The sequence below is a fragment of the Vibrio sp. AK197 genome (assembly GCF_053903115.1).
Genome location: NZ_CP096430.1, coordinates 129,350 through 140,365, shown reverse-complemented (window position 1 = coordinate 140,365; position 11,016 = coordinate 129,350). Strand labels below are relative to the sequence as shown.

Genomic DNA, 11,016 nt, shown 5'->3' with positions numbered 1-11,016 from the left:
TCTTTGATTTGCGGCATAGTTTGGTACCTAACCATCAATTCTAATAATAGACCATATTGTAAACGAGAACCTAATCACACAATTTTCGTTCAATAAACGAAACCCTACATCGATCCCTCCTGCACACCATCAATCACTAATACTTTCATGCTCGACAATGTTAGGATGAGAGTAAGATTTTTCAGAAAAGACACGACTGACACCATGACACAATCTACACCAATTCGAATCGCCACGCGCAAAAGTCCACTTGCTTTATGGCAAGCCCACTATGTCAAAGATGCGTTGCAAGCTGCACACCCAGGACTCGAAGTGGAATTGGTCACAATGGTGACCAAAGGGGATATCATCCTCGATACACCTTTAGCAAAAGTAGGTGGAAAAGGCTTGTTTGTAAAAGAGTTAGAAGTGGCTATGCTCGAAGGCAGAGCCGATTTGGCCGTCCATTCAATGAAAGATGTTCCCGTCGATTTTCCCGAAGGTCTAGGCTTAGTCACAATCTGTGAACGTGGCGACCCGCGAGATGCTTTCGTATCTAACCAATACCAGTCGATCGATGATCTCCCACAAGGTGCCGTCGTCGGAACGTGCAGTTTACGTCGCCAAAGTCAGCTCCAAGCCTATCGTCCCGATCTTATTATTAAAGAACTACGTGGCAACGTTGGGACTCGCTTATCTAAGCTCGATGCAGGGGATTATGACGCCATCATTCTCGCTGCTGCTGGATTAAAACGTCTTGAATTAGAAGAAAGAATTCGCAGCTTTATCGAACCAGAGCAATCTTTGCCTGCTGTTGGTCAAGGTGCCGTAGGTATTGAGTGCCGCTTGGACGATGAACGTCTGATTAAGTTACTTGAACCTTTAGCTCATGCGGATACCGCTGATCGCGTTACCTGTGAACGAGCAATGAACATCACTCTACAAGGTGGATGCCAAGTACCGATCGGCAGCTACGCCATACTGGAAGGTGATGAACTTTGGCTGCGTGCTCTCGTAGGGGAGCCGGATGGCTCTCAAATTGTTCGTGGCGACATTCGTGGCCCGCGCAAAAACGCTGAAACCATGGGCGTGCAGTTGGCACACCAACTATTAAACGATGGTGCCAAAGAAATTTTAGACAAGCTTTATCACGAACACGAGTAATCACCGATGGCCGTGTTAGTTACCCGCCCCGGTGCACAAGGTTACTCGCTATGCCAACAATTGATGGAAGCCGGTATTGCCAGCTTCCATCACTCTCTCTTAACCTTCACTCCCGGCTCACAACTGTCACAACTTTCTGATGATATTGAACAAATCGATATCATGGTCGCGATCAGCCAGCATTCAGTCGCTTTTACTGATGAATACTTTACTCAACATAATATAAGCTGGCCGCAAGACTGCCACTACCTTGCCATAGGTCATAAAACCGCACTTGAATTGAGCAGAGTGTGCGGACAAAAAGTAAACTATCCCCAACAGAGTGATAGTGAACATTTTCTTGAACTCGATGACTTACAAGATATCAATAAAAAACAAATCGTTATTCTGCGCGGAAATGGTGGGCGAGAGCTCATTTTTGACACACTCGTCGAGCGTGGTGCAATAGTAGAATACAGAGAAGTGTATCAAAGAGAATATCGAGATTTTGATGCAGAGGTATTGGTCGCACAGTGGCAACAAGCACATATCGATACCGTTGTAATCACCAGTAGTGGTCAACTCAATTTCTTTGCTTCAAAGATCGCAGAGGTTGACTTACATTGGCTCTACTCTCTCAAACTGATTGTACCGAGTGATCGCATCGCAAAGGAAGCGAACGCCATGGGTTTTCACATCGTCTCGAATACGGGCAGTGCAGCAAATTCAGATTTATTGGCCACTCTCCAGCCAAATATAGGACAGTAATCAATGACAGATAAGAAAAACAACGACTCAGAACAATCTCCGCAATCAACCAATAAAACGGTTGTTAAAGCGCAAGAGCCAAAGTCTGCGGTAAAAAAAGACAAGGCGGATTCAGCTTCTTCTTCCTCGACAGAGAAAAAAAGCGAGACACCACAAACCACGCCCTCAACACCCAAAACAGCCTCTTCGACCACTGCCCCTGAACAAAAAAAATCTCAAGGCAGAAAAATGGCCGCGTTGGCGCTGATCATTTCAATTGTTTTTGCCGGTGGTGGTAGCTATTTTGCTATGCAAAAAGAGAGTGAATACCAAGCTCGCATCGCGGATTTAGAATCTAAATTGAGCACAATGCAGAACAACCTAGACTCTCAGCTTGATAATGCTAAACAACAAGCAATACAAAAAGCGACGGAAGTCACCAATCGTACAGAGACGGTTCTCAATCAACAGCAGCAAACCATTAAAAGCCTACAACTCGCGGTTGCCGATGTGAAAGGGCGTCGTCCCAATGATTGGCTGTTGGCGGAAGCGGATTACCTTGTCAAACTGGCTGGTCGCAAACTGTTCCTAGAGCATGATGCTTTTAGCGCCACCAAGCTAATGGAAAGTGCAGATGTTCGAATTGCGGCTTTAAATGACCCTTCTCTGGTTCCACTTCGCCAAGCTATGGCTAACGATATTACCGAGCTGAAAAATGTGCCGCTCGTTGATCGTGATGGACTGGTTCTGCGTTTGGTCTCCATGCAGCAACAAGTGGATGAACTTCCATTAGCCAACGCCATTTTGCCTGAAGCGGCAGAAGTTCAAACCGAGCAAGTCAGCGAAAATATTGCTAACTGGCAAAATAATCTATTAACTTCTTTAAAAGACTTCTCGGAAAACTTTATTACTTTCCGCACTCGCGATGGGAATGTCACACCGTTATTGTCTCCTGAGCAACATTTCTATTTACGCGAGAATCTAAAAGCCCAGCTACAAACGGCGATTAAAGGCGTGTATGACGAACAACAAGCACTTTATGATATTGCGCTAAAAACAGCTAAGCAGTGGTCAGCTAGCTACCTCAATCAGGATGACAATAAGGTTGCTGAGTTCAATAAAACACTCACCCAACTCAGTAAAGTAAACGTTGCCGTAGAGTACCCGACAAAACTTGAAACTCAGAAGCAGCTGAGCGATGTGATTAACGAACGGTTACGTAGAGAAGTCACCACTCTGACTACGGAGGAAGAATAATGTTTCGTCTTATTTTTCTTTTCGTGATTCTAGGTGCAGGCCTATTCGTTGGGACACAGTTTGCTGGCCAACAAGGTTATGTACTTATCTCTATTGCCAATAAAACCATCGAAATGAGCGTGACCACCTTAGTTATTTTTGTCATTGCGATTTTAGCGGCCTTATTTGGTTTAGAGTACTTGTTGAAAAAAGCGTTGAACGCGAGTTCAAGGACATGGAATTGGTTTGGGGTACGTAAACTAAAACGTTCACGTCGTTACACCAATGAAGGCATTATTAAGCTGATGGAAGGTGACTATAAGCAAGCCGAAAAACGAGTAACGCGTTGGTCTAATCACCATGATATGCCTTTGCTTTGCTATCTCGTGGCCTCGGAAGCGGCAGACAATCAGGGAAAAATTGAACAGCGCGATCACTACTTACAGTTAGCGGCAGATCAGCCTGATTCTTATTTGGTCGTTGAGTTAACTCGAGCGAGACAGCATGTCCGCCAAAAACAATTTGAGAAGGCGTTAGTGACGCTTGATGAATTGCATCGAGAATACCCAAACAACTCAATGGTTCTGTCTTTATTGAAGACTACCTATGTCGAATTAAAACGCTGGGAAGCATTACTAAGCTTGTTACCAAGGCTGCTCAAAGAGAAATGCATCTCGGAACAACAATATGAACAATTGATGATTCAAGCACAATGTGGGGCTTTAATCGACGTAGCAGAAAAGCGAGGTAGTGAAGGGCTTATCGAGCATTGGGATCACCTGCCTAAAAAGCTTAAAACTCACCAGACACTCACCCAATGTTTTGCTCAGCAGTTAATTGCACGCCAAGCAGATAATGAGGCGTTTACCGTCATTAAAGAAACTCTCAAAAAACACCCAGGCCATACTGACCTATATGAGCTTGTCGCTAAACTTAACTTGTCAGATAACCACCCTGCACTCACTTTTCTCAATGACGCGTTGAAAAAAGACGGACAAAACGCAGAAGCGCATAGTGCGCTCGCCCAGCTGCATATGAAAGAAAAAAATTGGCCTCAAGCTCAGCAACATTTAGAGAGCGCTTTAAAAATTCGCTCTAAAGTCACTGACTATGCTCTCCTTGCAGATGCCTTGGGTAAACAGAATATGACCCAAGCTGCAAATGAAGTCTCGCGCAAAGCTCTGACTTTAGTCAGCAACTAATAGGACGACTCCATCAGCTATAAGAACAAGCCGGTATCATGCCGGCTTTTTTCATACCTAAAATACGTGTTCAAAATGGTTGCAGGAAAAGTTGAAACGAAGACTCAAGTCCGTTGATGTCAAGAACACACTCACCCAATACTGACCTTGATTCTTTTCATCAAACGTAAAGGCTATAAACCGAGGCGTTAAGTAGACGTAGAGAAAGGATTTGACTACCGCTAAGCAGTAATAAAAAGGTAAACCCCAGCCTGATCGGTCGCTTGTTTCAGGGTACGGTTTCGAACCACGTTCCCTAGCGTTCCTTTCTATGTATATCCCCCAGTATAGCTAATCGGAGAACCAATCCGTAATGAAGCAGTCAAACTGACACGACCACCGCTCTAATCCAGACAATCGCCCAAAATGGACGAGCTTAAGCTCAATACACTAACCCTTTGAAGGCAAGTTTTGTAGCCAGAGACTTTTCTATAGGTGTAAAAAGCGCCAACATTTCGATGGGGACGCCTAGTCTGAGGCTTAGTATAAATGGCGGAGCGGTTGGACTGGCAACCCTGCGGGACTCGAACCCGCGAATGCCTGCGGCAGCGTGATAAGCCGCTTCTTTCAAGGTCAATAAGCGAACCCACGGAAAGACCGCTTGTGCATTACTCACCTTTCTCCAGACGTAAAAAAGCCCCAGTCTTTCGACTGAGGCTTAGTATAAATGGCGGAGTGGACGGGACTCGAACCCGCGACCCCCGGCGTGACAGGCCGGTATTCTAACCAACTGAACTACCACTCCGCAGTGGTATACCTGCTTAATAAAGCAAGTTCACTAAATTTAAAGCCTGGCGATGTCCTACTCTCACATGGGGAAGCCCCACACTACCATCGGCGCTAATTCGTTTCACTTCTGAGTTCGGCATGGAAATCAGGTGGGTCCAAATCGCTATGGTCGCCAAGCAAAATTTTGTCAGGAACAAAATTTAACGCACTTTAGTGCGGCCCGAAGGGTTAACTACATGGATGTAGTTAATAAATTCAATTCCAAAATCTGGAAAGCTGTTTTTCGTTCTTTTTCTTACACATTCAATTCTGTTCTTGCTTTGAGCCCACAAAACCCCTTGGGTGTTGTATGGTTAAGCCTCACGGGCAATTAGTACAGGTTAGCTCAACGCCTCACAACGCTTACACACCCTGCCTATCAACGTCGTAGTCTACGACAACCCTTTAGGACGCTTAAAGCGCCAGGGAGAACTCATCTCAAGGCTTGCTTCCCGCTTAGATGCTTTCAGCGGTTATCAATTCCGAACTTAGCTACCGGGCAATGCGTCTGGCGACACAACCCGAACACCAGAGGTTCGTCCACTCCGGTCCTCTCGTACTAGGAGCAGCCCCTTTCAATTCTCCAACGCCCACGGCAGATAGGGACCGAACTGTCTCACGACGTTCTAAACCCAGCTCGCGTACCACTTTAAATGGCGAACAGCCATACCCTTGGGACCGACTTCAGCCCCAGGATGTGATGAGCCGACATCGAGGTGCCAAACACCGCCGTCGATATGAACTCTTGGGCGGTATCAGCCTGTTATCCCCGGAGTACCTTTTATCCGTTGAGCGATGGCCCTTCCATTCAGAACCACCGGATCACTATGACCTGCTTTCGCACCTGCTCGAATTGTCATTCTCGCAGTCAAGCGGGCTTATGCCATTGCACTAACCTCACGATGTCCAACCGTGATTAGCCCACCTTCGTGCTCCTCCGTTACTCTTTGGGAGGAGACCGCCCCAGTCAAACTACCCACCAGGCACTGTCCTCATCCCCGATTAGGGGACCAAGTTAGAACATCAAACATACAAGGGTGGTATTTCAAGGATGGCTCCATAACCACTGGCGTGATTACTTCAAAGCCTCCCACCTATCCTACACATGTAGGCTCAATGTTCAGTGCCAAGCTGTAGTAAAGGTTCACGGGGTCTTTCCGTCTAGCCGCGGGTACACTGCATCTTCACAGCGATTTCAATTTCACTGAGTCTCGGGTGGAGACAGCGTGGCCATCATTACGCCATTCGTGCAGGTCGGAACTTACCCGACAAGGAATTTCGCTACCTTAGGACCGTTATAGTTACGGCCGCCGTTTACCGGGGCTTCGATCAAGAGCGTCGACCGAAGTCTAACCCCATCAATTAACCTTCCGGCACCGGGCAGGCGTCACACCGTATACGTCATCTTACGATTTTGCACAGTGCTGTGTTTTTAATAAACAGTTGCAGCCACCTGGTATCTGCGACTTCCGATAGCTCCATCCGCAAGAGACTTCACCGTCAGAAGCGTACCTTCTCCCGAAGTTACGGTACCATTTTGCCTAGTTCCTTCACCCGAGTTCTCTCAAGCGCCTTGGTATTCTCTACCCGACCACCTGTGTCGGTTTGGGGTACGATTCCTTACAATCTGAAGCTTAGAGGCTTTTCCTGGAAGCATGGCATCAATGACTTCACCACCGTAGTGGCTCGACATCGTGTCTCGACCTTAGAAAGAGCCGGATTTACCTAACTCTTAAGTCTACGCACTTGAACCTGGACAACCGTCGCCAGGCCCACCTAGCCTTCTCCGTCCCCCCATCGCAATTGTAAGAAGTACGGGAATATTAACCCGTTTCCCATCGACTACGCCTTTCGGCCTCGCCTTAGGGGTCGACTTACCCTGCCCCGATTAACGTTGGACAGGAACCCTTGGTCTTCCGGCGAGGAGGTTTTTCACCCCCTTTATCGTTACTCATGTCAGCATTCGCACTTCTGATACGTCCAGCATGCGTTACCACACACCTTCAACCGCTTACAGAACGCTCCCCTACCCAATACGATAAATCGCATTGCCGCAGCTTCGGTTTATTGCTTAGCCCCGTTACATCTTCCGCGCAGGCCGACTCGACTAGTGAGCTATTACGCTTTCTTTAAATGATGGCTGCTTCTAAGCCAACATCCTAGCTGTCTAAGCCTTCCCACATCGTTTCCCACTTAGCAATAATTTGGGACCTTAGCTGGCGGTCTGGGTTGTTTCCCTCTCCACGACGGACGTTAGCACCCGCCGTGTGTCTCCCGGATAGTACTTACTGGTATTCGGAGTTTGCAAAGGGTTGGTAAGTCGGGATGACCCCCTAGCCTTAACAGTGCTCTACCCCCAGTAGTATTCGTCCGAGGCGCTACCTAAATAGCTTTCGGGGAGAACCAGCTATCTCCGAGTTTGATTGGCCTTTCACCCCTAGCCACAAGTCATCCGCTAATTTTTCAACATTAGTCGGTTCGGTCCTCCAATTGATGTTACTCAATCTTCAACCTGCCCATGGCTAGATCACTCGGTTTCGGGTCTATATCCAGAGACTAAATCGCCCAGTTAAGACTCGGTTTCCCTACGGCTCCCCTATACGGTTAACCTTGCCACTGAATATAAGTCGCTGACCCATTATACAAAAGGTACGCAGTCACACCACGAAGGTGCTCCTACTGCTTGTACGTACACGGTTTCAGGTTCTATTTCACTCCCCTCACAGGGGTTCTTTTCGCCTTTCCCTCACGGTACTGGTTCACTATCGGTCAGTCAGGAGTATTTAGCCTTGGAGGATGGTCCCCCCATCTTCAAACAGGATATCACGTGTCCCGCCTTACTCGTTTTCACTTAAAATGATGGAGCGGCTACGGGGCTATCACCCTTTATTGCCAAGCTTTCCAGCTTGTTCACCTGCATCATTAAAAGCTTAAGGGCTAATCCGATTTCGCTCGCCGCTACTGTCGGAATCTCGGTTGATTTCTTTTCCTTCGGGTACTTAGATGTTTCAGTTCCCCGAGTTCGCCTCTTACAGCTATGTATTCACTGCAAGATAAGTGCTTATGCACTTGGGTTTCCCCATTCGGAAATCGTAGACTCAAGTGGCTCTTACTGCCTCATCTACGCTTATCGCAAGTTAGTACGTCCTTCATCGCCTCTGACTGCCAAGGCATCCACCGTGTACGCTTAGTCACTTAACCATACAACCCCAAAGGGTCTTGCGTATGGCCCATTTGATTTCACTTTTTAAAGTGAAGACAAATAAGCAACCAAGGTTTGTGTCTCTCATTATTTGAATGAGCGAGAGACATTCGATTTTGCCGGACTCAAATATGAACAACATAAATGTTGTTCCCAAGAACACTTGAATGTGTATTTTGGTACCTACTCTCATAGAGAATAGGATTTGAGAACTTTTATTTGAATAACAACGCTTATCAAAAGATAAGGGGATTGTTGTTATTCGTCAGCTTTCCAAATTGTTAAAGAGCAGATGTTAAAAAACATCATTCAAATATTCCAACAACGAACATTTTGATGATGCTTTTCTCGTTAAGAGAATGGTGGAGCTATGCGGGATCGAACCGCAGACCTCCTGCGTGCAAGGCAGGCGCTCTCCCAGCTGAGCTATAGCCCCAAAACTTAATGTTGAAGCCAACCCTTATCGGCAAAGAATTGGTGGGTCTGAGTGGACTTGAACCACCGACCTCCCGCTTATCAGGCGAGCGCTCTAACCAGCTGAGCTACAGACCCAACATTAAACTCTTAACGTTTAAACCGTATCAATCTGTGTGAACACTCATCGCAATAATCTTCGTATTAAGGAGGTGATCCAGCGCCAGGTTCCCCTAGCGCTACCTTGTTACGACTTCACCCCAGTCATGAACCACAAAGTGGTAAGCGTTCCCCCGAAGGTTAAACTACCTACTTCTTTTGCAGCCCACTCCCATGGTGTGACGGGCGGTGTGTACAAGGCCCGGGAACGTATTCACCGTGGCATTCTGATCCACGATTACTAGCGATTCCGACTTCATGGAGTCGAGTTGCAGACTCCAATCCGGACTACGACGCACTTTTTGGGATTCGCTCACTCTCGCAAGTTGGCCGCCCTCTGTATGCGCCATTGTAGCACGTGTGTAGCCCTACTCGTAAGGGCCATGATGACTTGACGTCGTCCCCACCTTCCTCCGGTTTATCACCGGCAGTCTCCCTGGAGTTCCCGACATGACTCGCTGGCAAACAAGGATAAGGGTTGCGCTCGTTGCGGGACTTAACCCAACATTTCACAACACGAGCTGACGACAGCCATGCAGCACCTGTCTCAGAGCTCCCGAAGGCACCAAGGCATCTCTGCCAAGTTCTCTGGATGTCAAGAGTAGGTAAGGTTCTTCGCGTTGCATCGAATTAAACCACATGCTCCACCGCTTGTGCGGGCCCCCGTCAATTCATTTGAGTTTTAATCTTGCGACCGTACTCCCCAGGCGGTCTACTTAACGCGTTAGCTCCGAAAGCCACTCCTCAAGGGAACAACCTCCAAGTAGACATCGTTTACGGCGTGGACTACCAGGGTATCTAATCCTGTTTGCTCCCCACGCTTTCGCATCTGAGTGTCAGTATCTGTCCAGGGGGCCGCCTTCGCCACTGGTATTCCTTCAGATCTCTACGCATTTCACCGCTACACCTGAAATTCTACCCCCCTCTACAGTACTCTAGCCTGCCAGTTTCAAATGCTATTCCGAGGTTGAGCCCCGGGCTTTCACATCTGACTTAACAAACCACCTGCATGCGCTTTACGCCCAGTAATTCCGATTAACGCTCGCACCCTCCGTATTACCGCGGCTGCTGGCACGGAGTTAGCCGGTGCTTCTTCTGCAGCTAACGTCAAACAATGCATCTATTAAATACATTGCCTTCCTCACTGCTGAAAGTGCTTTACAACCCGAAGGCCTTCTTCACACACGCGGCATGGCTGCATCAGGCTTGCGCCCATTGTGCAATATTCCCCACTGCTGCCTCCCGTAGGAGTCTGGGCCGTGTCTCAGTCCCAGTGTGGCTGATCATCCTCTCAGACCAGCTAGGGATCGTTGCCTTGGTGAGCCCTTACCTCACCAACTAGCTAATCCCACCTGGGCATATCCTGACGCGAGAGGCCCGAAGGTCCCCCTCTTTGAGCCGAAGCTATTATGCGGTATTAGCCATCGTTTCCAATGGTTATCCCCCACATCAGGGCAATTTCCCAGGCATTACTCACCCGTCCGCCGCTCGACGCCGTTAACGTCACCCGAAGGGTCAGTTAACTCGTTTCCGCTCGACTTGCATGTGTTAGGCCTGCCGCCAGCGTTCAATCTGAGCCATGATCAAACTCTTCAATTTAAAGTTTTTTGGCTCAATGAATACTGATTACATTACATAGTAATGTTGAATTGACTGTGCCAAGACCGAAGTCTTGATTGGTCACTCAGTTCATTGAAACCTCAGTTGATTCTTTAGAATCATCTTTGATTATCATCAACGAGTGCCCACACAGATTGATAGGTTTATATTGTTAAAGAGCTTTGCTTTCAGTGCCTTAGCACTTAGGCAGGACGCGTATAATACGCGACTGACTTTCTAAGTCAACATAAAACTCTACGCTTTCGAAAGTTTTATGGTGACTTGCCTAACAAGTAGACAAAGTCGAACCTTTTGTCTTCACTTTTTTAAAAAAGTGAAAATAAATAGGAGCCTGGCGATGTCCTACTCTCACATGGGGAAGCCCCACACTACCATCGGCGCTAATTCGTTTCACTTCTGAGTTCGGCATGGAAATCAGGTGGGTCCAAATCGCTATGGTCGCCAAGCAAATTCTTTTTAAACCCGCTTATTCAAGCAAGTTTAATAATCTGGAAAGCTGTTTTTCGT

At 47.4% G+C, this 11,016-nt stretch carries 4 protein-coding genes, 3 tRNA genes and 4 rRNA genes; 4 read left to right on the top strand and 7 right to left on the bottom strand.

The annotated features are described in order from the left end of the window. The first annotated feature begins 204 nt into the window (after positions 1-204). Genes hemC through M1D72_RS07730 form a run of 4 tightly spaced genes read left to right on the top strand, consistent with a single transcriptional unit; the run spans position 205 to position 4,307 of the window. Positions 205-1,143 carry a hydroxymethylbilane synthase gene (gene hemC, locus M1D72_RS07745; RefSeq protein WP_456296543.1) on the top strand — a complete coding sequence of 313 codons (939 nt, stop codon included), beginning with the start codon at positions 205-207 and terminating at the stop codon, positions 1,141-1,143. Positions 1,144-1,149: 6 nt separating this feature from the next. After that, entirely contained in the window at positions 1,150-1,890 is a 741-nt protein-coding gene (locus M1D72_RS07740) for a uroporphyrinogen-III synthase (protein ID WP_390197088.1), read from the top strand. 3 nt (positions 1,891-1,893) lie between these two features. Beyond that, the gene (locus M1D72_RS07735) at positions 1,894-3,126 is read left to right on the top strand and encodes a uroporphyrinogen-III C-methyltransferase (RefSeq protein WP_456296542.1); all 1,233 of its coding nucleotides are present in this window, start codon (positions 1,894-1,896) and stop codon (positions 3,124-3,126) included. After that, complete coding sequence (locus tag M1D72_RS07730; RefSeq protein WP_456296541.1) at positions 3,126-4,307, top strand: heme biosynthesis HemY N-terminal domain-containing protein; 1,182 nt, start codon at positions 3,126-3,128, stop codon at positions 4,305-4,307. Before M1D72_RS07735 ends, M1D72_RS07730 begins: the two co-directional genes overlap by 1 nt. A 707-nt stretch (positions 4,308-5,014) precedes the next feature. Here M1D72_RS07730 and M1D72_RS07725 read toward each other — a convergent pair. From M1D72_RS07725 to rrf (M1D72_RS07695), 7 genes are all read right to left on the bottom strand, one after another. Then, positions 5,015-5,091 (bottom strand) — tRNA-Asp (locus M1D72_RS07725). A gap of 44 nt (positions 5,092-5,135) precedes the next feature. Beyond that, a 5S ribosomal RNA gene (rrf, locus tag M1D72_RS07720) occupies positions 5,136-5,252 on the bottom strand. Positions 5,253-5,424: 172 nt separating this feature from the next. Then, positions 5,425-8,315, bottom strand: a 23S ribosomal RNA gene (locus tag M1D72_RS07715). A gap of 361 nt (positions 8,316-8,676) precedes the next feature. Beyond that, positions 8,677-8,752 (bottom strand) — tRNA-Ala (locus M1D72_RS07710). A 39-nt stretch (positions 8,753-8,791) separates the two neighbouring features. Next, positions 8,792-8,868, bottom strand: a tRNA-Ile gene (locus tag M1D72_RS07705). A 67-nt stretch (positions 8,869-8,935) separates the two neighbouring features. Continuing rightward, positions 8,936-10,488 (bottom strand): 16S ribosomal RNA (locus M1D72_RS07700). Between the two features lie 350 nt (positions 10,489-10,838). Continuing rightward, positions 10,839-10,955, bottom strand: a 5S ribosomal RNA gene (gene rrf, locus M1D72_RS07695). Together the 16S, 23S and 5S rRNA genes with 3 tRNA genes alongside form the textbook arrangement of a ribosomal RNA operon. Between the last annotated feature and the right edge of the window lie 61 nt (positions 10,956-11,016).